The sequence below is a fragment of the Streptomyces sp. NPDC008092 genome (genome assembly GCF_042957285.1).
Taxonomy (GTDB): domain Bacteria; phylum Actinomycetota; class Actinomycetes; order Streptomycetales; family Streptomycetaceae; genus Streptomyces.
In genome coordinates this window covers 428,895-450,711 of record NZ_JBIBHY010000001.1, presented here as the reverse complement: position 1 = coordinate 450,711, position 21,817 = coordinate 428,895, and the positions used below count along the sequence as shown (strand labels likewise).

The window sequence follows — 21,817 nt, the reverse complement described above, 5'->3', positions numbered from 1 at the left end:
ATCTACAGTACGTGCACAAGTGAGCCTAGGTTGACGCAAGTTGCACTGACAACGACCTGAGGAAGATCTGAGGTTGGTGTCCGTTTCCGATCAATTGCTTTAACTGTCAGGCAACTTGACTGGAACACGATCCTCCGCGGGGGAACGGTTCGACTCCGGCGGGACTTGGCCTGAACTCGGTCTGGTTCGGCGTGAACTCGTCAAGATTGCGGGCTCGCGCCCGCGGAACCCGCGCCCGCCCCGGAGACCGAGTCCGAAGCGGCACCCGGGTCCGGCCCCTGGATCCGCACGGTGTCCGACGGCGCACCCCCGGCCGCACCGCGGGTGCCGCTGCCGCACTGCGCCGCCGCGCCCGGCACCGGCGCCGCCCCGGAAACCGGCTCCGACGCCGCCGCCCGGGTGCTCAGCTCCGGTCCGGTCGGCAGCATCGACAGCAGCGTGGACGGCACCCGGACCGGGGTCGCACCGTCGTAGCCGAGGGCGGAGAGCGCGTTCGCGTCCGGGATGCGGTACTTCACCCCGTCGTCGTCCACCAGGAACGTGGTGTCCCCGACCGCCGCACCGGCCGCGCCCAGCACCCGTACCAGCGTGCCGTGCCCCGGCCGCATCACCACCCGGTCCACCCGCACGCACGCCGCGGTCAGCGCCGCCGTGTCCGCCTGCGCCGCCGGGGACAGCGCGGACTCCGCCACCCGCACCGACGTCACCCGCACCTGTCCGTCGTCCGGGTCGACCTGGGCGCACACCGACTCCCCCGACGCCGGCCGGACCGCGCGCGGCGGGCTGTCCGGCAGCCCGGACACCGACGGGTCCCCCGCCGTCCCCGGCGCCTGGTGCGCCCGCAGGTCGGAGACGTCGATGGTGACGACCGCGGGTGCCGTGCCGTCGTAGGCCTCCTTGCGGGTGTCCGGGTCGCCGAGCAGCAGCGCCGACCGGGTGGCCGTCAGCGGGTGCAAGCCGTCCTTCTGCAGCACGTACTCCTGGTTCCCGGAGCCCGCCACCACCCGGAACACCTGCCCGACCCGGGTCGCCCGGCCGCCCAGCGCGGGCCCCGCCGCACCGCGGCCCGCGACCTCCGGGGCGGCCAGCTTCGGGCCGCTCACCAGGGCGTCCAGGAAGGCCGCCGACACCGGACGGGGCGTCACCGGCCCGTAGCCGAGGGACTCCGCCGCGCCCGACTGCTCGTCCAGTTCCAGGCGGCTGCCCTGCCACACCAGGTACAGCCGCTTGTCCGGGCCGCGCACCACCAGCCCCGTCCCCGCACCCATCGGATCCGTCGCCACCGGAGCACCCGGCACCAGCGCCGTCCCCGTGCCGGAGCCCGTCGAGCACACCTGCCACGGCGACGACTCCAGGTCACCGGGGCCCGGCAGGGTGTCCGGGGCGCCGGTGATCCCGACCGGCCTGCCGACCGGGGTGCCCGCCAGCGACGCCGTGCCGACGGACGTGGTCTTCAGGTCGGAGCCGCCGATCAGCACGGCCGACGCGTAGTTGCGCACCGGGCGCAGCCGGCCGCCCGTGTACAGATAGCGGGCGCCCGTCTCCTTGTTGACGATCAGGGTGTCGCCGCTCCGCCAGGCGTCGTTGCCGCCCGGCCTGACCAGCCCGTACACCAGCGCCCCGCCGCAGACCAGCGCGCCGACGACCACGCCGACCAGCGCGCCCCTGGTGGTGCGGCCCAGCGGGCTCTCCGGCGCGTCCGGGTCGGCCATCAGCATGCCCGAGGTCAGGCGGCCCATCATGAACGTGTGCGCTTGCACCTGGTCGCGCTTCGACCGCACGCTTTCCTCCCGGCTGGGTCGTCGTACTTCTTGTCGGTCGGGCTTCTTGTCGGTCGGGATCCGAGGGCGAGTCAGCCGAAGAGGCCGCGGAGGGTGCCGAACACACCCAGCAGCCACAGCGTCAGCGGCAGCAGCGCGATCGCCAGCAGCGAGTGCAGCAGCTCCGCGGCCCGTCCCCAGTACGGCACCATGCGCCGCCCCGGTACCGTCCACACGGCCACCGTGAGCGACCCCGCCACCGCGAGCAGCCCCGCCACCAGGAGCGCCCGGTCGCTGCCGGACAGCTCAAGTCCCCAGCCGAACGCCAGCAGCAGCAGACCCCACGCGCCCGGCAGCACCAGCACCAGCCGCTGGGCCGTGTTCACCAGGCCCCGGCCGTGCAGGAGCAGCAGCAGCGACAGGACCAGCGCGCTCAGCAGCGCCGGCAGGTTCGGCCGGTGGGCCAGCGCCACCAGGCAGGCCGACGCCAGCACGCCCGTCGCGCCGTACAGCGCCGTCATCCACTCGCCGGCCAGTTCGGTGCGCACGGCGACGTCGCCGCCCCGGTACGGCTCGATGCCCTCCTGCAACTGCTCCGCGTTGGTGGGCAACGCCGGCATCCGCATCCCCGCGAACCGGAACGACAGCGCGGGCACCAGGCCGCCCACCAGCACCGTCAGGGCCGCGACCACACCCGCCGCGGCCGCCGGGCGCACGTCGAACACCGTCATCAGCACGCCGCCCACCGCCGTCGCCAGCGCCACCAGCGCCGACCCCAGGAACAGCGGCGTGCGCGCCGCCGCGGCCGCCAGGGCCAGCACCGCGGCACCGGCCCAGGCCGCCGCCGCGCCCAGCAGCCGTGCCCCCAGCACCTGGTGGGCCTGCGGCCCGCTCAGCTCGCCGCCCGGCAGCAGCCAGCCCACGAGCGCCAGCGCCGGTGACGCCAGCAGGCCGAGGACGGTGCCGGTGGCCGGGTCGTCGACCGCCCGGCTCGCCGAGGCCGCGCCGGCCAGCAGCAGCAGGCCGGTGCCGCAGGCGGTGGTCACGCGCAGGGACACCGGGGCGCCCGGCAGGGCCAGCAGGACGAGTCCGGCGAGCACCGCCACCGCCACCAAGCCGCGCAGCAGCCGCCGCGCCGCCTCCGGGCTCCAGCCGTGCAGCCGGTCCCGGGTGACCGCCGCGATCCCGTCCACCAGATCGTCGAGCCGCACCTCGGGCAACGCCTCGGTACGCGGCCGCAGATGGAGCGCCTCGCCGTCGGTCAGCCCGAGCGAGGCCAGCGTCGCCTCCTCGTCCAGCGGCCGTCCGCCCAGGCGCTGGAGTATCCAGCCGTCGTGTTCGAGACCGGACTCCTCGATGTCCTCGCCGGCATACCGCAGCACCGTGGGCAGCAGGTCGGCGACCGGCACGTCGGACGGCACGGCGAGGTCGACGGTGCGGCGCGGGGCACGGACGGTCAGATGGCACAGGCCGGTCACGGAAGTGTCGGTCATACCGGGGCTCACGTCTCCTGGACATCGGAACGGGGGCACGCGGCGCGGCGTGCCGGGTGGGGGGAGCGAGGCGGAACGGCGGGGGTCGACAGGGGGGCGCGTGGGAAAGCAGGGGGTGACATGGACGTATGGAGTTGACGGGGTGCACACTACTGACACTCCCTGCGACCGTTGTCAACGGGAGCCCCCACGAACGGTGTTGACAGCGTCATCCGCGAGCGAGTGCCGAGGTGCTGCCCGGCACGCATCCCCCCACGTACGCCGCGGTGCGCGAAGTCCGTTAGGAGTGCCAAGCGTTGAGCGTGGTCCTGTTCCGTCGTCCGGCCCGCCGTCGCGGACCCGACATGCCGGCCGGCGAGTTGGTGCTCCAGGAGCCGCCGACCCTCATGGAGACCGTCCCGGACACGTCCGCGGTGTGGACGTATCTGCCGATGGCGATGATGTCGGTCTCGATGATGATGCTGTTCCTGCGGACCGGCGGGCAGTCCAGCGGCGTCTTCATGTACATCGCGCTCGGCATGATGGTGATGGCCGCCGGCGCGATGATGGTCGGGCAGGTCATGCGCAAGGCGGGCGACCGCAAGCAGCGGCTGCGCGGCGAACGCCGCGACTATCTGCGCTACCTCGCGCAGAGCCGGCGCACCGTGCAGCGCGCCGTGGTCGAGCAGCAGCTCGCCCTCGCCTGGCGCCACCCCGAACCCCGGGTGCTGCGTTCCGTCGTCCGCACCAGCCGGCTGTGGGAACGCCGGGTCAAGGACGACGACTTCGGCGAGGTCCGGATCGCCGTCGGCGACCAGCAGCTCGCCATGCGGCTCACGCCCGTCTCGACCAAGCCGGTCGAGGACCTCGAACCGCTGTGCGCGCACGCCCTGCGCCGTTTCATCCGCGCCTACAGCACCGTCCCCGGCCAGCCCATCGCCCTCTACCTGCGGTCCTGGTCCCGGGTGCTGCTGCGCGGCGACCGGGGCGCCGCCCGCGGGATGCTGCGTGCCGCGCTGTGCCAACTCGCCCTGTTCCACCCGCCGGAGGAGCTGTGGATCGTCGTCTGCGCCGCCGACGAGGTGCGCGGCGAATGGGAGTGGGTGAAGTGGCTGCCGCACAACCAGCACCCGCAGGAGACCGACGGCGCCGGCCCGCTGCGTATGGTGGCCGGTGCCTTCACCGATCTGGAGGACCAGCTCGGCAGCGAGTTCGCCGAGCGGCCCGCCTTCGACCCGGAGGCCGTGCCCGGCCGTGACGAGCCGCTGGTGGTCGTCGTCGTGGACGGCACCGGCATCCCGGCGGGCCACCGCTTCGACGGGCCCGGTTTCCGCAACGCCGTCGTCCTCGACCTGTCCGACACCCTCACCTGGCGGCCCGGCCGCACCACCCTCCGCCTCGACGTCGGCCCGGACGCCGTCGCCCTGGTCCGCACCGACCGCAGCCGCAAGGAGCAGACCACGGTCCTCGGCCGCCCCGACCGGGTCGGCCCGGTCGCCGCCGAGTCGCTGGCCCGGCTGATCGCCCCGTACCGGATGAGCCTCACCTCCGACGCGGTCGAACCGCTCTCCGCGGACATGGAGCTGACCACCCTGCTCGGCATCGCCGACCTGCACCGCCTCGACCCCGACACGCTGTGGCGTCGGCACACCGGCTCCGGCCGGCTGCGCGTCCCGGTCGCGGTCGGCGCGGACGGCAGGCCCGTGGAGCTGGACATCAAGGAGTCCGCGCAGGGCGGCATGGGCCCGCACGGCATGCTGATCGGCGCCACCGGCTCCGGAAAGTCCGAGCTGCTGCGCACCCTCGTGCTCGGCCTCGCGCTCACCAACTCCTCCGAGACCCTCAACTTCGTCCTCGTCGACTTCAAGGGCGGCGCCACCTTCCTGGGTCTGGACGAACTCCCGCACACCTCCGCCGTCATCACCAACCTCGCCGACGAGGCCGCCCTGGTGGAGCGCATGCAGGACGCCCTGCACGGCGAACTCATCCGCCGCCAGGAGCTGTTGCGGGCGGCCGGCAACTACACCTCGGCCCTGGAGTACGAGAAGGCCCGGGCCGGCGGCGCCGACCTCGCCCCGCTGCCCAGCCTGTTCGTCGTCGTCGACGAGTTCAGCGAACTCCTCGCCTCGCACCGCGAGTTCATGGAGCTGTTCGTGATGATCGGCCGCCTCGGCCGGTCCCTCGGCGTGCACCTGCTGCTCGCCTCGCAGCGCCTCGACGAGGGCCGCATGCACCAGCTCGAATCCCACCTGTCGTACCGGATCGGTCTGCGCACCTTCTCCGCGATGGAGTCCCGGGGCGTCCTCGGCGTCCCCGACGCCTACGAACTGCCCTCCCAGCCCGGCAGCGGCTACCTCAAGAGCGGCGTCGAGGCCCTCACCCGGTTCCGCGCGGCCTACGTCTCCGGTCCCTACCGCAGGCGCGGCGGCGCCGTCGCCCAGGCCCGGGTCGCCACCCAGGTGGTGCCGTGGTCGACCGGGTACATCGTGCCCCGCGCCCCCGCACCGGCCGCGATCGTGCCGGAACCGGAGGAGGAGGAGAGCGCCGACAGCCTGCTGTCGGTGGCCCTGGACCGGCTGCGCGACTCCGGGCCGCCCGCCCACCCGGTGTGGCTTCCCCCGCTGGACGCCCCCACCTCGCTGGACACCCTGCTCGGCGGCCTCGCCGCCGACCCGGAGCGCGGCCTGGTCGCCGCCCGCTGGACCGGCACCGGGCGGCTGCGGGTTCCCGTCGGCCTGGTCGACAAGCCCTTCGACCAGCGGCGCGACCCGCTGGTGGTGGACCTCGCCGGGGCCGGCGGCCACGTCGCCGTCGCGGGCGGCTCGCAGAGCGGCAAGTCGACCGTGCTGCGCAGCCTCATCATGGCCCTCGCCCTCACCCACACCCCGCGCGAAGTGCAGTTCTACTGCCTCGACTTCGGCGGCGGCACGCTCTCCCAGCTGACCGGGCTCCCGCATGTCGGCGGGGTCGCGGCGCGCCTGGACACCGAGCGGATCAGCCGTACCGTCGCCGAGGTCACCGCGGTCCTCACCCACCGCGAGCAGTTCTTCCTCGACCACGGCATCGACTCGATGGCCACCTACCGGCGCCGCCGTGCCGCCGGGGAGTTCCCCGACGAACCGCACGGCGACGTCTTCCTGGTGATCGACGGCTGGTCGGCGGTCCGGCAGAACTTCGACCAGTTCATCCCGACGTTCAACCAGATCGCCACCAGCGGTCTCAACTACGGCATTCACCTGGTCGTCGCCACCGCCCGCTGGCTGGAGCTCACCGCCCCGGTCCGCGACCAGTCCGCGACCCGGCTCGAACTCCGGCTCGGCGACACCATGGACTCCGTGGTGGACATCCGGAAGGCCGGCTCGGTGCCCCAGGTCCCCGGCCGCGGTCTCACCGTCGACGCCAAGCTGCACTTCCTGTCCGCGCTGCCCCGAGGTGACGGCTCGTCCGATCCGGAGACGCTCAGCGAGGGCGTCGCGGACCTGGTCGACCGGATCGCCTCGGCCTGGCAGGGGCCGCGCGCCCCGCAGGTGCGGATGCTGCCGCACCGGCTGCCCGCCGCCGAGCTCCCCGCGCCGGAACTCGCCGACGGCCTCCGGCTGGCGCTCGGCCAGGACGAGGAGACCCTCGGCACCGTCTGGCACGACTTCTCCCGCACCCCGCACCTGGTGGCCGTCGCCGACTCCGAGAGCGGCAAGACCAACCTGCTGCGGCTGGTCGCGGACGCGGTCGTCGCCCGCTACGCCCCGAACGAGGCCCGCATCCTCGTGGTGGACTACCGCCGCGGCCTGGTCGACGCGGTGCCCGAGGAGTACCGGCTCGGCCACGCCGTGGCCCTGGACGCCCTCAAGCAGCTGGTCGGCGGCTCGGCGAAGGCACTGCGCACCCGGCTGCCCGGCCCGGAGATCACCCCGGCCCGGATGCGGCTCGCCGACTGGTGGTCCGGCCCCCGCCTGTTCGTCCTGGTCGACGACTACGACATGGTCGGCGGCGGCACGGTCATGGACCACCCCTTCGCCCCGCTCTTCGAACACCTCGCCCTCGGCCACGAACTCGGCCTGCACATCGTCGTCGCCCGCTCCGCCACCGGCGCCGGACGCGGCCTCAACGACCAGCTCCTGCGCCGCCTCGACGAGGTCAACACCCCCGGCGTCCTGATGTCCTGCCCCCCGTCCGAGGGCTACGTCTTCGGCAACGTCAAACCCCGCGTCCTCCCCCCGGGCCGCGCCCTCCACATCGTCCGCCGCAAGCCGGTACTCATCCAGACGGCCCTGGCGGCAGGAACGGAAAACTGAGGAAACCGGGCACGGCACGGCCCGGCGGCGTCACTCCCGGGCCGTGCCGTCCGACGTGCACGACGCCTGCGCCCGAAAGGCACGGCTCTGCACGCACAGATCACCCGATCAAGAACCGACCGGACACGATCCGGACAGGAACCGAACGGCGCCTGGCTGTTGCCCGGACTCCCAGCCGCCCCAGGGGCGCGAGGAACTGCGCGACCAGCCCCCACCGGCCCGCAAGTGCCCACCGACCAGCTCGCCCCCAAGGCGGCGCCAGCCGCCCCAGGGGCGCGGGGAACTGCGCGACCAACCCCCACCAACCCGCAGCCACCCACCAACCGCCCCACCCCAAAGCGGCGCCAGCCGCCCCAGGGGCGCGGGGAACTGCGCGACCAACCCCCACCAACCCGCAGCCACCCACCAACCGCCCCACCCCAAAGCGGCGCCAGCCGCCCCAGGGGCGCGGGGAACTGCGCGACCAGCCCCCACCGGCCCGCAGGTACCCGCCGACCGACTCGGTGCCGCCGCCGAAGGCGCCGGCACCGCCGAAATGCGCTCAGCCTTCCGGATCCGCACCCGCACCCGCCGGAACCGCAGGTTCCGCGGCGACCCCACTCCCCGCCCCCGTCGACCGGCCGGACGGGCGCCAGCCCAGCCGGCGGCCGTGGGGGACGACCAGGCCCGCCCAGACGACCGCGACGATCACGGCGAGGCCCGCCGACGCGGGCCACAGTGCGCGGCGGAGCGGTCCGGCCGCCTGGTCGGCCGGCATCCGCACTGGGGAGCCGGGGGCGGCGTCGCCCCGGTCCGCGGCGGTGCCGGTCGCGGTGAGGACCGACGTGACCGCCGCGTACGGGTCGAGGCGCGGCACGTCGGCCGGGTACGCGGCCGACCTCAGCAGGCGAGCCGTCTCCGCGGCCGTCAGCTCCGGGTGGACGGAGCGCACCAGCGCCGCCGCCCCCGCCGCGAACCCGGCGGCCAGGGACGCCCCGGAGCCGATGTAGTGGCCGTCCTTCGCCGGGCCGATGCCGACCACGCCGTCGCCCGGCGCGGCGAGTTGCGCGCTGTCGGTGGTGTACGCGCCGGTCGGCCGTTTGCCGTCGACGTCCACGTCGAGGACGGAGAGCACACCGTCGTCGGCGGCCGGGTAGTAGTCGCGGGCGGGCGGGCTCTGCGCGGCCGCCGTCGACGGCTCGTCCGGCACGGCCGCGGCGACCACCAGGACGTCCTTCTTCGCGGCCAGCGCCACGGCCGACCGCAGCCCCGCGGTGTCGCTGCCGAACGCCGCCGACACCGTCACCACCTTCGCACCGCCCTCGACGGCGGCCCGGATGCCGGCCGCGACCCGCTCGGCGGTGACCGCCCCCCGGGCGTCGCTGCCGCGCACCGCGAGGATGCGGGCCTGCTGCGCCACCCCCGCGAACCGCACCCCGTCCCGTACGGAGGCGGCCACCAGACCGGCGACGAAGGTGCCGTGTCCCACGCAGTCGGTCCCGGCGTCACCGACCGCGCTCACGCGGCCCTTCAGCGCGGGAGCGGTGGCGGCGACCCCGGTGTCGACCACGCCGACGGTCACCCCGGTGCCCGACGCGACCTGCCAGGTCCGGCCGAGCTGGAGCGAGACCTGTTCCCAGGGCACGTCGGCGGCCCGCTGCTCCGAGCCCGCCGTGCACGGCTTGCCGGCGTCCACCCGTGCGGGCAGCACCGGCAGCCGGACCGTGCTCCCGGCCGCCGTCGCGGCCCCGGTGCCGGCGGCGCTCAGGGCGCCGGTCAGCACCAGCGCCAGCGCGGCGGCGAAGGGACGCACGCGACGGACGGTGCCCCGCCGGGCCATGCCGGCGGCCGTGCCCGTCGGCGCTGCCCCCGCCTCGCGTGCCGCGTCCGCCCGGCCCGCGTATGTCGTCGTCATGCCCGGGCCGCCCCGGTGGAGGACGCGGAGGCCGGGTCGGCGGGGTCGGCGAGGTCCTCCGGGAGCAGCAGTCGCAGGTCGTCGAGGCTGGGGACGGCCAGGCGGCTGAGCCGGCCCGCCTGGCGGGTCATCATCCGCTCCAGCACCTGGCGGGCGGTGCGCGCGTTGCCGAACGAGCGGTCGCGGGGCAGCGTGTCGAAGTGCTGCCGCAGCACCGGTCCGAGCCCGGCGGCGCACTCGTACCCCAGCTGCACCGCGTGCTGGCGGACGATGGTGACCAGTTCGTCGGAGGAGTAGTCGGCGAACTCCACCCGGCGCGAGAACCGGGACGACAGGCCGGGGTTGGAGGCGAGGAACGTCTCCATCTCCTGGGTGTAGCCGGCGGCGATGACGACCACCTGGTCGCGGTGGTCCTCCATCAGCTTCAGCAGGGTGTCCACGGCCTCCCGGCCGAAGTCGGCGCCGGACGCCTCGCGCGGGGTGAGGGTGTACGCCTCGTCGACGAACAGCACGCCGCCCAGGGCGCGTTCGAAGACCTCCCGGGTCAGCTGGGCGGTGTGGCCGACGTAGCGGCCGACCAGGTCGGCGCGGGACACCTCGACCAGCTGGCCGCGCGGCAGCACGCCCAGGGAGACGAGGAGTTCGCCGTAGAGGCGGGCCACGGTGGTCTTGCCGGTGCCGGGCGGGCCGGTGAAGACCAGGTGGTGGCTGAGCCGGGGCACCGGGAGTCCGGCGGCCTCGCGCTGCCGGGCCGTCGACACCAGGTTGACCAGGTCGGTGACGTCCCGCTTCACCGCGGAGAGCCCGACCAGCGCGTCCAGCCTGCTCAGCGCGTCGTCGCCGGCGTCGGCGGCGTTCGGCCCCTCGGCGGCCTGCCGTGCCGCCTCCTCGCTGATGTCCTGCGGCAGCAGCAGGGAGAGGTCCTGCTCGGTCACGTCGGTCAGCGCGGCCAGCCGCACCGCCTGCCGGTCCACCATCTCCTCGAACACCTGCCGCGCCGCACGGCCGTTGCCGAACCCGGCGTCCTTCGGCATCCGTTCGAAGTGCACCGCGAGCGCCCGGCGGGTCTCCTCGTCGAGCACGTACTGGTGGCGTACGCACATGCTCTCCATGATCTCCACCAGCTCGGGCACCGAGTAGTTCTCGAACTCGACGGTCCGTGAGAAACGGGACGCGAGGCCGGGGTTGGAGCCGAGGAAGCTGCGCATCTCGTCGGAGTAGCCCGCCACCACGACCACCACGTCGTCGCGGTGGTCCTCCATCAGCTTCAGCAGCGTGTCGACCGCCTCCCGGCCGAAGTCGGCGCCGGAACCGCGGGAGTCGGAGGTGAGGGTGTACGCCTCGTCGACGAACAGGACGCCGCCCAGGGCCCGTTCGAAGGCCTCCGTGGTCTTGATGGCGGTGCCGCCGATGACCTGGGCGACCAGGTCGGCGCGGGAGACCTCGACCAGGTGCCCGGAGCGCAGCGCCCCCAGCTCGGCGAGGATCGTGCCGTAGAGGCGGGCCACGGTGGTCTTGCCGGTGCCGGGCGGTCCGGCGAAGACCAGGTGCCGGCTCATCGGGGGCGCGGACATGCCGAGTTGGGCGCGGCGCCGGGCCAGCTGGGTGAGGTTGACCAGGGTGCGGACCTGTTCCTTCACGTTGTCGAGGCCGATCAGGCCCTCCAGCGCGGCCATCGGCCCGTCCGGCCGTCCGGGGCCCTCGGAGGCGGGCACGGTACCCGCCGGGTCGGTGCCCTCGGCCTCGCCGAAGCCCCAGGCGTCCCGGGCCTCGTTGCCGGTGCTGGTGAGGTTCTCCACCGCCAGCCGGCCGCCCGCCTTGGCCTGCACCAGGCCGCCGCCCCGGTTGTCGCGCACCGTGCAGCCCACCACGGACACCGGTGCCTCGGACTCGACCCGGATGCCGTCGCGTTCGCTTCCGGCCGCCTCGCAGCCGTTCAGCGAGGCCCGGCCGCCGTCGCGGACCAGGAAGCCGTGCTCGGCGGCGGCCGCGACCCGCACCCGGTTCGCCGTCAGCTCGCCGCCGGTGTCGACGAGTACACCGCAGCCGCCGGCCGAGACCAGCTCGCCGTCGCGGATCGCCGCCGTGCCCTCGCCGCCGATCTCCAGACCGGTGCCGCCCGGGTTGTTCACCCGGAATCCCGCGAGATAGACGTTGCCGCCGGTCGCGACGACCGCGCCCGCACCGCCCGGCGCCTCCACCGTGCAGTCCTCCACCCGGCCGCGACCGCCGTCGCGCACCGACACGCCGGCCCCGCCCGCGCCGGTGATCCGGGCGCGCCGCACCAGCGGGTTGGCGCCTCCCTGGATCACCACACCGGCGCCCTTGACGTCGACGATCTCGACCCGCTCCAGTTCGGCCGCCGCGTCCTCCTCCAGGAGCACGCCGTCGGCCTCGCCGTCCCGGACGGTCAGCGAGGTCAGCGTGGGCGAGGAGGCCCCGGCCACCCGCAGCGCCGGCATCCGGGCGCCGGTCAGCCAGCAGTCCTCGTAGGTGCCGCGCGAACGGTCCGTCACCAGCAGGCCGTTGCCCGTGGTGCGGGCGGTGCGGCAGCGGCGCAGCACCGGGTCGGCGCCGTGCGAGACGATGATGCCGGGCCCGCTGCTGCCGGTGACCCGCACCTCTTCCAGCTCGCAGCGGGCCGCACTGGTCACGTGCACGCCGATCGAGGTGTCGCGGACCACGGTCCGCAGCACCCGTACGGCGCTGCGCTCCTCCAGGGCCAGCGACGGCTTGTCGGTGGAGGCCAGGTCGCAGTCCTCGACCGAGCCCTGGGCGTCCCCGTTGGCGAGGACGCCGTTGCCGCGCGCGTCCCGCACCGTGCAGCCGCGCAGCGCCGCCCGGCCCCGCTCGCCGATCACCACGCCGCTGGTGCCGAGGTGTTCGAGGGTGCAGGACTCCAGCGAGCTCTCCGTCGGCGAGGTCACCACGACACCCGCGCCGGTGCGGTTGGATATCCGGCACTCCCGCATGGCCAGCGAGCCGGAGCTGCGCGCCAGTACCGTCGCCCACGAGGCGCCGGACAGGTCACAGCCCTGCATCGCGGCCTGTCCGTGCGAGGCGTCGACGGCCGGCAGCTCCTCGTCGTGCCCCTGTACCACCAGGTCGGTCAGCATCACCGCGTCCGCCCTCAGCGAGATGACGGTGCCCTTGCGGGGGGCCAACCGGACGGTGCCGCGCGACTGTTCGGCGACGATGGTCACCCGGGTGGTGACGACGAGGTTCTCCTCGTACGTCCCCGGGCGCACACTCAGCACCGCCCCGCCGCGCGCCCTGGCCAGGGCCTCTCCGATCGTCCGGGCGTCCCCGGTGCCCTCCGGACAGACCGTCAGTACCTGGCGCACTCAGCTGACCTCCTCGTGTCGGCACCCGTCGGGCGGCCACCCCATCATGCCGTCTCCGTACGCGCGTTCCCACTCCGGTCCGGCCTGCGGAACGGCCGCGGAGGGGCCGGGCGCCCGGTACGGCACGGGAAGCCGTACTGCGAATTATGGGCCGTTGCGCAACACCCGTACCAGCACGACGAGTTACCCGTGACGATTGTTAACGCCCGGGGAACGAACCGCCGTTGGCATCCGTGCGTGAATAGGATTGCCCACTCTGGTGTACGACGGACTACTGGACGGATGAGGCGGTCAGGGCGGATGACAGACGGGACCGGACCCACCGCGAGGACGAAGGCGGCCAACACCCCGGCGGCGGAGCCCGCGACGGCCGGCGCCGCGGCCGCGGAGGCGACGGCGGAGGCGACGGCGGCGAGCCCGGCCGAAACGGCCCCGGTGGCCACGGGAGCGGCGGCGGCGAGCCCTGCGGCGCCGGATCCGGCGAAGGAGAGCACGCCCGGCCGGGAGCCCGGATCCCGGTCAGAGGCGCCGAGGACGCCGGGGACGCCGGGGGCCGTCTCCGCGGAGTCCGTGGCGGAGGAGGAGCCGAGCCCCGCGGCGGCCCCGACGGCGGAGGCCGTGGCGGCGGAGGCCGCCCTCGCGGGGCCCGGCGGCGGGGAGTCCCCGTCCGGGCGCGCGGAAGGCGCGGAGCCCGAGGCCCCCGCCCAGGCGCTCGCGGCGAGCGTCCCCGAGGGGGACGGGTCCGCCCCCGGCGACGGTGCGGCGGCCGTTTCCGTAGGGCGCCCCGGCCGCCCGTTGCTGGCCGGGGCGGCGGTGCTCGGCGCGCTGCTGATCACCGTACCGGTGCTGCTGACGAGCCGGGACCGGGCGCCGGAGGGCCACGACCGGGTCGTCGCCGACCAGGCGGGCACCGTCCTCGGCGGCGACGCGACGCAGGGGCCAGGAGCGGGGTACGCCTCCTCCGCTCCCTCCACTCCCGCCCCCTCCGCCACGCCGAAGCCGGCCACGCACCGCCCCTCCCCCGCGAAGACGGTCGCGGCGCATCCGGCGCCGAAGCCGACGACGGCCGCGACGAAGAAGTCCGCCGCGCCGGCGAAGACGAAGACGAAGACGCCCACGCCGACGAGCAGGTCCGGGACGAAGTCGACCCCGAAGTCGACCCTTCCGTCGGACGTCCTCGTCACGGCCACCCGGGTGCTCAGGGCCGGCCAGTCCATCGAGGCGAAGAAGGCCCGGCTGCGCATGCAGAGCGACGGCAACCTCGTGGTGTACGACGAGCACAACAAGGCCCGTTGGGCCACCATGACCTTCGGTTCGAACTACCAGGCGGTCTTCCAGGCGGACGGCAACCTCGTCGTCTACACCTCCGACAGCCGTCCGGTCTGGGCCAGCCAGACTCCCGGCCACAATGGCGCCGTCCTCAGGGTCCAGGGCGACGGCAACGTGGTGATCTACGCCGGATCGACCCCGGTCTGGGCCACCAACACCCAGCACTGACGGGCACCCTCCCGGCTCACCGGCCCTTGCGCAGGAAGCTCCGCAGCCGCCGCTCCGGCCAGGTGTTGATCACGTCGTCCGCGGTGAGCCAGCCGCGCTGGGCGGTGCCGATGCCGTAGCGCATGTTGGCGAGGTGCGGGACGGCGTGGGCGTCGCTGTTCACGGCGAACCTCACGCCGTGCCGGCGGGCCCGCAGGATGTCCTCGTCACGCAGGTCGAGGCGGTGCGGGTGAGCGTTGATCTCCAGGGCGGTACCGGTGCGGGCGCATGCCTCGAAGACCGCGTCGAGGTCGGCGTCGATGCCGGGCCGCTTGCCGATGAGGCGGGTGGTGGGGTGGCCGATGATGTTGACGTAGGGGTTCTCGCAGGCCCGCACGAGCCGCCGGGTCAGCTGTTCGCGGCTCTGCTTGAAGTGCGAGTGCACGGAGGCCACGCACAGGTCGAACCCGGCGAGGAAGTCGTCCGGCCAGTCCACCTCGCCCTCGGGGCCGATGTTCAGCTCGGTGCCGTGCAGCAGCCGCAGCCCGCCGCGCCGCCCCTTGGTGGGGTACGTGCCGTCCAGCTCGCGCACCCGCTCGCGCTGGGCCAGCATCCGCTCGTCGGTCATGCGCTGCATGGCCAGGTCGGGCGCGTGGTCGGTGATCGCGTAGTACGCGTAGCCGCGCGCGGCGGCCGCCTCGGCCATCTCCTCCAGCGGGGCGAGCCCGTCGGTGAGGTCGGTGTGGGTGTGCAGGTCGCCGCGGAGGTCGGCCTCGGTGACCGGTTCGGGCAGTTCGTCGCGCAGCCCGGCCTCGATCTCCCCGCGGTCCTCGCGCAGCGTCGGCGGGATCCACGGCAGGCCGAGCCGGGCGTACACCTCCTCCTCGGTCCCGGAGACGATCTTCTCGCCGCTCTCGACGTCGAAGAGGCCGTACTCGGAGAGCTTGAGCTTCTGGTGGACCGCGATCTCCCGGGTGCGGATGTTGTGCGCCTTCGAGCCGGTGAAGTACTGGAGGGCCGCGCCCCAGGAGTCCGGCGGTACGACGCGCAGGTCGACGTCGAGGCCCCTGCCGGTGCGCACGGACGTCTTGGTGCCGCCCTGCCCGATGACCTCGGTGACGTACGGAAGCGCGGTGAACGCCCGCATGAGCGGCGCGGAGTCCGCCGCCGCGGCGAGGATGTCGATGTCGCCGATGGTCTCGCGCATCCGGCGCAGTGAGCCGGCGTACGTGCACCGCTCGCAGCCGGTCACCGCGGAGAGCGCGCCGACGATGTCCTCGGCCAGTTCCATCGCCACGTCGATCTGCACCCGCCCGCCGGCGGACCGGAGCAGTTCGATGCCGTGCAGGATGTTCTCCTCGGTCTTCGGGCCGAAGCCCTTGAGGTCGCGGAGCCGTTCGTCGCGGATGGCGGCGGCGAGTTCGTCCACCGACGAGACGCCCAGTTCCTCGTAGACCGCCATGGCCTTCTTCGGGCCGAGGGTGGGGATGGCCGTCAGCCGCCGGACCCCGTCCGGGATCTTCGCCCGCAGCTCCTCCACGGCGGCCACCGTGCCGCTGTCGAAGTACTCGCGGACCTTCTGGGCGATCGACTTCCCGACGTTCGGGATCTCCTGCAGGCCCTTGAGGCCGAGGGTGGACACGTCGGCGTGGTGGCCGCCGACGGACCGGGCGGCCTTCTCGTAGACCCGTGCCCTGAACGCGTCCCCGCCGGTGATCGAGATCAGGTCCGCGTACTCCTGGAGCAGGGCCGCCACCTCGTCGTTGGACCGAGCCATGCCTTCAGGGTAGGGCGCCGGATTTGCGCGGGCGCTCTTGACAGCCCTCCCCGGTCACAGGCAGTCTTCCATTAAGCAGAAATCAACTTCCGCAATACGGAAATAGAGCCAACGGAAGGGAGCGCCGGCCCCCATGCCAGGTTTCGGATCGAGCACAGCCGCAGAGCAGCGCTTCAACGTCAACCTGTCGATCCTCTTCACGGAACTCCCGCTCCTGGAGCGCCCGGCGGCCGCCGCCGCGGCCGGGTTCTCGGCGGTCGAGCTGTGGTGGCCCTGGGTCGGCTCCCCCGTCCCCGAGCGCTCCGAGCTCGACGCGCTGAAGAAGGCGATCGAGGACGCGGGCGTCCGGCTGACGGGCCTGAACTTCTACGCCGGACAGCTCCCCGGCCCGGACCGGGGCGCCCTGTCGCTCCCCGGCGCGGAGTCGGAGAGGTTCCGCGCCAACATCGACGTCGCGGCCGGCTTCGCCCAGTCGCTCGGCTGCACGGCCCTCAACGCGCTGTACGGCAACCGCGTCGACGGCGTGGACCCCGCCGAGCAGGACGCGCTGGCGCTGGAGAACCTGGCGCTCGCGGCGCGCGCGGCCGACCGGATCGGCGCGGTGCTGCTGGTCGAGGCGCTGAACAAGCCCGAGTCGCCGCGGTACCCGCTGGTGTCGGCACCGGCCGCCGTCGAGGTCGTCGACCGGGTCAACGAGGCCACCGGACTGGGCAACGCGCGCTTCCTCATGGACCTCTACCACCTGTCCATGAACGGCGAGGACCTGCCGTCGGTGATCGAGCGGTACGCCTCGAAGACCGGCCACGTCCAGATCGCCGACAACCCGGGCCGCGGCGCCCCGGGCACCGGCTCGCTCCCCCTCGGCGACCTCCTCGACCAGCTGCGGAAGGCCGGTTACGACGGCTGGGTGGGCCTGGAGTACAAGCCGGGCGACCGCCCGAGCGCGGACGCCTTCGGCTGGCTGCCGGTGGAACAGCGCGCCGCCCGTTGACGTGACCGCCACCGGGGGCCGCCGCCCCCTGATCCCCGCTTCGGCCTGAACGGCCTCGTCCGCAAGCTCCCCGGAGGGGCCCCCGGACGGGTCGCGTGATCGACGTATCCAGAGAGGCACCCCCTATGAGCAGCACACTCCCCAAGATCGCCTGGATAGGCCTCGGCATCATGGGCTCCCCGATGTCCGAGAACCTGATCAAGGCGGGGTACGACGTCACCGGCTTCACGCTGGAGCAGGACAAGCTGGACCGGCTGGCCGCCGCCGGCGGCACCGCGGCCGCCTCGATCGCCGAGGCGGTGCGGGACGCGGACGTGGTCGTCACCATGGTCCCCGCGTCGCCGCAGGTCGAGGCCATCGCGTACGGCCCGGACGGCATCCTGGAGAACGCGCGGTCCGGCGCGCTCCTGATCGACATGTCGTCCATCACCCCGCAGACCTCCGTCGACCTGGCGAGGGCGGCGCAGGACAGGGGCATCCGCGTGCTCGACGCGCCCGTGTCCGGCGGCGAGGCCGGGGCCGTCGAGGCCGTGCTCTCCATCATGGTCGGCGGCGAGCAGGCCGACTTCGACGCCGCGAAGCCGGTCTTCGAGGCGCTGGGCAGGACCATCGTGCTGTGCGGCCCGCACGGCTCGGGCCAGACCGTGAAGGCCGCCAACCAGCTGATCGTCGCCGTGAACATCCAGGCGTGCGCCGAGGCGGTGGTCTTCCTGGAGAAGTCCGGCGTGGACCTGGCGGCCGCGCTGGACGTGCTGAACGGCGGCCTGGCCGGCTCGACCGTGCTGACGCGGAAGAAGGACAACTTCCTGAACCGCGACTTCAGGCCGGGCTTCCGGATCGACCTGCACCACAAGGACATGGGCATCGTCACGGACGCGGCCCGCAACGTCGGCGCCGCCCTGCCGGTCGGCGCCGTGGTGGCCCAACTGGTCGCGTCCCTGCGCGCGCAGGGCGACGGCGGCCTCGACCACTCGGCACTGCTGCGCTCGGTGGAGCGCCTGTCCGGCGCCCGGGTCTGAGCCGGACCCCATGACTTCCGGGCGGCGCCGGCGCCGACAACTGTCCTGTCGCGCCCAGGCGCCGGCGCCGCCCGGAAACCACTTCAACAAACCGTTGACGCCCCGCCCGAACCGGCCCTGGGCTCGACGAAGGCTCCACGAAGCGGAAACAAATTTCCGCTGAAACGCCACGAAAGGCCCCCGATGTCGAAGCGCGCGCTCACCACCGAGTCCGGCGCCCCGGTCACCGACGACCAGAACTCCGCCGGCGGCCCGCCCCTCGCCGGCAGGTGCACGGCGGAGGCGGTCCGCGCCCCGCGCGCGGACTGACCCCACGAACGGCCCGCGGCGGCCGACCGGCCCGGATGAGGGGTGGCCGGTCGGTGTCGGCGCGCGGGCGGGGCGAGGACCGCGGCGGCGTGCGAGCCAGTGCGGTGGTGAAGGAACCGGGCGCTCCTCCCGACCAGAGGGAAGGGCACCCCCGGCTCCGTCGCACCCGCCGCGGTCCCAGCCACACCCCTGGACCCCGTCCGGCGGCGCGAACGTCCTGTCGCGCCCAGCCTCGCGCCGTCGGACGGCCACCACCGAGGAGAGCCCCACGGGCTCACCGAGCGCCGGATGCGGAACCGCCCGCGTCCGGCGCTCCGGCGTGCGTTTCCGCCCCCGCCGCAGGAGCCTGGTGGCATGACTGCACATCCACCGATCGAGTTCCCGCACATCGTCGTGCACGCCCCGGCCCTGGACGGCTCCCGGCGGGTCACCGAGGGCGACGTGACCCTGGGGATCGCCTCCCATCTCGACGACGTGGTGGAGATCCTGCGGATGGCCGACCTGGACCGGATCGAGGTCGAGGAGAGCGACCTCATCGAGTGGCAGGGCGGCGGCCCGGACGACTGGCCGGGACTGACCGAGCACCCCGAAAGCTGACCTACCGGGGCGAACGGTCCCGCCGATCCTCAAATAAACCTCTGAACTTTGTTCAGGATGCTTCAACCGCCCCAGTCACAGGGCATATTCACGTCACACGGTGCCCGCCGGCACGGGGGCGGCGGGCACCGAGTCGTCTGCAACGCGGAGCGGGCGGCCCATCCCGGGGATGGGCCGCCCGCTCTCGTCCGCGCCGGCTCAGACCTTCAGCGTCCTGATGGACGTCGGCGCATGGCCGGGCTCGGTGGCGATCTCCTCGAACTCGACGACGCGGGAGATGTCGTTGGTGGTCGACATGGAGATGTTGGTGACGCGCTCCAGGATCGCCTCCACGACGACCGGCACCCGGTGCTCGGCGGCCAGCTTCTTGGCCTGCTCGAAGGCCGCCCCCAGCTCCGCCGGGTCCGTCACCCGGATCGCCTTGCAGCCCAGGCCCTCGGCGACCTTGACGTGGTCGACGCCGTAGACGCCCAGCTCGGGCGAGTTGATGTTCTCGAACTCCAGCTTGACCTGGAAGTCGATGTCGAACGCCCGCTGCGCCTGCCGGATCAGGCCCAGGTAGGAGTTGTTGACGAGGACGTGGACGTAGGGGATCTTGTGCTGCGCGCCGACCGCCAGTTCCTCCAGCATGAACTGGAAGTCGTAGTCGCCGGAGAGGGCGACGACGGACGCCTCCGGGTCGGCCTTGGCCACGCCCAGCGCGGCCGGGACCGTCCAGCCGAGCGGGCCCGCCTGCCCGCAGTTGATCCAGTGCCGGGGCCTGAAGACGTGCAGCATCTGGGCGCCGGCGATCTGCGAGAGGCCGATCGTGGAGACGTACCGGGTCTCCGGGCCGAAGGCCTTGTTCATCTCCTCGTAGACGCGCTGCGGCTTGATCGGGATGTCGTCGAAGTGGGTACGGCGCTGGAGGGTCGCCCGCTTCTCCTGCGCCGCGGCCGCCCACCGCGAGCGGTCGGGGAGGCCGCCCGCCGCCTTCAACTCCTGTGCCACCTCGACGAAGAGCTCCAGGGCGGCCTTCGCGTCGGACGCGATGCCGTAGTCGGGGGCGAAGATCCTGCCGATCTGGGTGGGCTCGATGTCCACGTGGACGAAGGTGCGGCCGGCCGTGTAGACGTCCAGCTTCCCGGTGTGGCGGTTGGCCCAGCGGTTGCCGATGCCGAGGACGAAGTCGGACTCCAGGAAGGTCGCGTTGCCGTAGCGGTGCGAGGTCTGCAAGCCCACCATGCCGGCGTTCAGCTCGTGGTCGTCGGGGAGGACGCCCCAGCCCATCAGGGTCGGGACGACCGGAGTGCCCGTCAGCTCGGCGAACTCGACGAGGAGTTCGGCGGCATCCGCGTTGATGACCCCGCCGCCCGCCACGATCAGCGGCCGCTCCGCGGCGTTCAGCATCCCGATCGCCTTCTCGATCTGGGCGCGGGTGGCGGCCGGCCTGTAGACCGGCAGCGGCTCGTACGTCTCCGGGTCGAACTCGATCTCGGTGAGCTGCACGTCGACCGGCAGGTCGATCAGGACCGGGCCCGGGCGGCCGGAGCGCATCAGGTGGAAGGCCTGCTGGACGACGCCCGGGACCTGGGCGGCCTCCAGCACGGTGACCGCCATCTTCGTGACCGGCTTGGCGATCGAGGCGATGTCGACGGCCTGGAAGTCCTCCTTGTGGATCACCGCGGTCGGGGCCTGCCCGGTGATGCAGAGGATGGGGATGGAGTCACCGGTGGCCGAGTAGAGGCCGGTGATCATGTCGGTGCCGGCCGGTCCCGAGGTGCCGATGCAGACGCCGATGTTGCCGGGGTGCGTACGGGTGTAGCCCTCGGCCATGTGCGAGGCGCCCTCGACATGGCGGGCGAGGGTGTGGTGGATGCCGCCGGAGGCCTGGAGCGCCGCGTAGAAGGGGTTGATCGCCGCGCCGGGCACACCGAACGCATCGGTGACGCCCTCGCGCTTGAGGATCTCAACTGCCGCGCGGGCAGCGGTCATACGAGCCATCGAGAACTCCTGCTTTCGGCTGTCGGATGCCTGCTCCCGTCGCGCCCCGCGGTGAGCATCGCCTCAAGTTTTCCGTATTACGGAAACTAACTTCTACTATCTGAAATCAATGTAGGTGCGGTGACGAACGTCGTCAAGGGACGGACAACCGGGGCCCGGCGGGAGCACCATGGGACGGCTGAACCGACGCGACGCCTGAGGTGGGGCCATGTCCGAGAGCGTGCCGGTGCGCTGTCCGGCCTGTCGGCGCGAGCACGTCTACACCGCGCCGTCGTACCCCTGCGCGTGCGGTGCGCCGGTCACCCCGAGCCTCGACGGCGCGGCCCGGCCGACGCCGGTGGCGCACCGCGCCTGGGACGCGGACTGGGTGACGGTGAGCTGCGGCTCCTGCGGCCGCCGGGACCAGTGGCCGCAGCCGGAGCTGGGCTGCCCGTGCGGGGCGGTGCTGCGGATCGCGGTCGCCGGCGCCGTGTCGGCGCCGCCGCCGGAGGCCGGGGCCGAGCCCCGGGCCGCCTTCCAGCCCGTGACGATCCGCACCGCCCGGGACGCGGTCACCGCGGCCGCGCTCTACCTGCGCTGGCTCGGTTACCGGGACATACGGCGGGCCGACCAGCGGCCGCCGTCCGGCATCGGGCTGGCCGCCAGGGGGCTGGTGGCCCAGGTGGACCCGACCGTGCAGCCGGCCTCGCTGCGGGACGTGGAGTGCCTGTGGCTGACGGCGATGACGGAGGATTCGGGGTGCGTGTACTTCTCCCTCGCGGGGTACGCCGAGGAGGCGCGTGAGCGGGCCGACGCGCTGGGGGTGCCGTTGTTCGTGCTGGACTTCACGGGGACGCCTCAGCCGGTGAACGGGTGCGCCGATGAACTGCGCGGTTCAGGTGCGTGATGCGGCTGCGGGCCGGT

13 protein-coding genes are annotated in these 21,817 nt (G+C 73.6%); 7 read left to right on the top strand and 6 right to left on the bottom strand.

Features of this window, described 5'->3' with window-relative positions; genetic code table 11:
* Positions 1-200: 200 nt before the first annotated feature.
* The gene (gene eccB, locus ACFZB3_RS01885; protein WP_391368097.1) at positions 201-1,781 is read right to left on the bottom strand and encodes a type VII secretion protein EccB; all 1,581 of its coding nucleotides are present in this window, start codon (positions 1,779-1,781) and stop codon (positions 201-203) included.
* 71 nt (positions 1,782-1,852) lie between these two features.
* On the bottom strand, positions 1,853-3,253 hold the full coding sequence (gene eccD, locus ACFZB3_RS01880) for a type VII secretion integral membrane protein EccD (protein ID WP_391368095.1): 1,401 nt from the start codon (positions 3,251-3,253) through the stop codon (positions 1,853-1,855).
* A 344-nt stretch (positions 3,254-3,597) separates the two neighbouring features.
* Here eccD and eccCa point away from each other — a divergent pair, with 344 nt between their 5' ends.
* Positions 3,598-7,524: a type VII secretion protein EccCa gene (gene eccCa / locus ACFZB3_RS01875; RefSeq protein ID WP_391369700.1), complete on the top strand. Its 3,927-nt coding sequence runs from the start codon at positions 3,598-3,600 to the stop codon at positions 7,522-7,524.
* Positions 7,525-8,065: 541 nt separating this feature from the next.
* On the opposite strand, the gene ACFZB3_RS01870 is transcribed toward eccCa, so the two are convergent.
* Both ACFZB3_RS01870 and ACFZB3_RS01865 read right to left on the bottom strand, forming a co-directional pair.
* The gene (locus ACFZB3_RS01870) at positions 8,066-9,343 is read right to left on the bottom strand and encodes a S8 family serine peptidase (protein ID WP_391369697.1); all 1,278 of its coding nucleotides are present in this window, start codon (positions 9,341-9,343) and stop codon (positions 8,066-8,068) included.
* A gap of 71 nt (positions 9,344-9,414) precedes the next feature.
* Complete coding sequence (locus tag ACFZB3_RS01865) at positions 9,415-12,762, bottom strand: right-handed parallel beta-helix repeat-containing protein (protein WP_391368092.1); 3,348 nt, start codon at positions 12,760-12,762, stop codon at positions 9,415-9,417.
* 300 nt (positions 12,763-13,062) lie between these two features.
* Here ACFZB3_RS01865 and ACFZB3_RS01860 point away from each other — a divergent pair, with 300 nt between their 5' ends.
* A complete protein-coding gene (locus ACFZB3_RS01860; RefSeq protein ID WP_391368089.1) occupies positions 13,063-14,259 on the top strand; it encodes a hypothetical protein in 1,197 nt (398 codons plus the stop codon).
* A gap of 16 nt (positions 14,260-14,275) precedes the next feature.
* Here the strand turns inward: ACFZB3_RS01860 and polX are convergent, their stop codons facing one another.
* Complete coding sequence (gene polX / locus ACFZB3_RS01855; protein ID WP_391368087.1) at positions 14,276-16,015, bottom strand: DNA polymerase/3'-5' exonuclease PolX; 1,740 nt, start codon at positions 16,013-16,015, stop codon at positions 14,276-14,278.
* A 133-nt stretch (positions 16,016-16,148) separates the two neighbouring features.
* Here polX and ACFZB3_RS01850 point away from each other — a divergent pair, with 133 nt between their 5' ends.
* The 4 genes from ACFZB3_RS01850 to ACFZB3_RS01835 all read left to right on the top strand — a co-directional run bounded on the left by ACFZB3_RS01850 (position 16,149) and on the right by ACFZB3_RS01835 (position 18,931).
* Complete coding sequence (locus tag ACFZB3_RS01850) at positions 16,149-17,006, top strand: TIM barrel protein (protein ID WP_391368084.1); 858 nt, start codon at positions 16,149-16,151, stop codon at positions 17,004-17,006.
* A gap of 125 nt (positions 17,007-17,131) precedes the next feature.
* On the top strand, positions 17,132-18,025 hold the full coding sequence (locus ACFZB3_RS01845; protein ID WP_391368082.1) for a 2-hydroxy-3-oxopropionate reductase: 894 nt from the start codon (positions 17,132-17,134) through the stop codon (positions 18,023-18,025).
* Positions 18,026-18,208: 183 nt separating this feature from the next.
* A complete protein-coding gene (locus tag ACFZB3_RS01840; RefSeq protein ID WP_391369795.1) occupies positions 18,209-18,334 on the top strand; it encodes a hypothetical protein in 126 nt (41 codons plus the stop codon).
* A gap of 354 nt (positions 18,335-18,688) precedes the next feature.
* Positions 18,689-18,931 carry a hypothetical protein gene (locus tag ACFZB3_RS01835; RefSeq protein ID WP_391368079.1) on the top strand — a complete coding sequence of 81 codons (243 nt, stop codon included), beginning with the start codon at positions 18,689-18,691 and terminating at the stop codon, positions 18,929-18,931.
* A 198-nt stretch (positions 18,932-19,129) separates the two neighbouring features.
* On the opposite strand, the gene gcl is transcribed toward ACFZB3_RS01835, so the two are convergent.
* Positions 19,130-20,914, bottom strand: coding sequence for a glyoxylate carboligase (gene gcl / locus ACFZB3_RS01830; protein WP_391368076.1), 1,785 nt, complete (start codon positions 20,912-20,914; stop codon positions 19,130-19,132).
* 208 nt (positions 20,915-21,122) lie between these two features.
* Between gcl and ACFZB3_RS01825 the strand changes: the two genes are divergently transcribed.
* Entirely contained in the window at positions 21,123-21,800 is a 678-nt protein-coding gene (locus ACFZB3_RS01825; RefSeq protein ID WP_391368073.1) for a hypothetical protein, read from the top strand.
* Positions 21,801-21,817 lie beyond the last annotated feature (17 nt).

Coding starts and splice junctions, on each gene's coding strand:
- eccD (WP_391368095.1), bottom strand. CDS start 3,253: ATGACCGACACTTCCGTGACCGGCCTGTGCCATCTGACCGTCCGTGCC.
- eccCa (WP_391369700.1), top strand. CDS start 3,598: ATGCCGGCCGGCGAGTTGGTGCTCCAGGAGCCGCCGACCCTCATGGAG.
- ACFZB3_RS01870 (WP_391369697.1), bottom strand. CDS start 9,343: ATGGCCCGGCGGGGCACCGTCCGTCGCGTGCGTCCCTTCGCCGCCGCG.
- ACFZB3_RS01860 (WP_391368089.1), top strand. CDS start 13,063: ATGACAGACGGGACCGGACCCACCGCGAGGACGAAGGCGGCCAACACC.
- polX (WP_391368087.1), bottom strand. CDS start 16,015: ATGGCTCGGTCCAACGACGAGGTGGCGGCCCTGCTCCAGGAGTACGCG.
- ACFZB3_RS01850 (WP_391368084.1), top strand. CDS start 16,149: ATGCCAGGTTTCGGATCGAGCACAGCCGCAGAGCAGCGCTTCAACGTC.
- ACFZB3_RS01845 (WP_391368082.1), top strand. CDS start 17,132: ATGAGCAGCACACTCCCCAAGATCGCCTGGATAGGCCTCGGCATCATG.
- ACFZB3_RS01840 (WP_391369795.1), top strand. CDS start 18,209: ATGTCGAAGCGCGCGCTCACCACCGAGTCCGGCGCCCCGGTCACCGAC.
- ACFZB3_RS01835 (WP_391368079.1), top strand. CDS start 18,689: ATGACTGCACATCCACCGATCGAGTTCCCGCACATCGTCGTGCACGCC.
- gcl (WP_391368076.1), bottom strand. CDS start 20,914: ATGGCTCGTATGACCGCTGCCCGCGCGGCAGTTGAGATCCTCAAGCGC.
- ACFZB3_RS01825 (WP_391368073.1), top strand. CDS start 21,123: ATGTCCGAGAGCGTGCCGGTGCGCTGTCCGGCCTGTCGGCGCGAGCAC.